Origin of the sequence: Streptomyces alboflavus (assembly GCF_000716675.1) — a bacterium.
Classification (GTDB): domain Bacteria; phylum Actinomycetota; class Actinomycetes; order Streptomycetales; family Streptomycetaceae; genus Streptomyces; species Streptomyces alboflavus.
The window spans coordinates 1-319 of sequence record NZ_JNXT01000152.1; the positions used below are offsets into that span (position 1 = coordinate 1).

A 319-nucleotide genomic window follows, 5' to 3' on the forward strand; every position below is an offset into this window, starting at 1 on the left:
GCTCGATGCTCTCGCCGGCTATTTCACCACGCCCGTGACCTCTCGCCGAGGCCTGCTGGCGCGGCTGCACTACCTGACCCGCAGCGACCACGCACGCCAGGCGGCCCGAGCGGCCGGCCTGACGGTGACCGACCGCACGCTCAAGGCCTGGCTGGACGGCAGGCGCAGGCCTTCGCAGCGAAACGTGGAGCGCGTCGAGATCGCGTACCGCACGGTGCGGCGGCAGAACGTCGCCCGATATCTGCTGCGGCGCCTGAATGCGGAAGGCCGGGGCACGCGCGTGGAAATTCACCCGCTGAACCAGTCCCAGGTACCCAGG

General features: G+C 70.5%; 1 pseudogene. It reads left to right on the plus strand.

The annotated features are described in order from the left end of the window. Positions 1 to 319: pseudogene (locus tag OO63_RS41120) on the plus strand (transcriptional regulator); the annotation flags it as partial.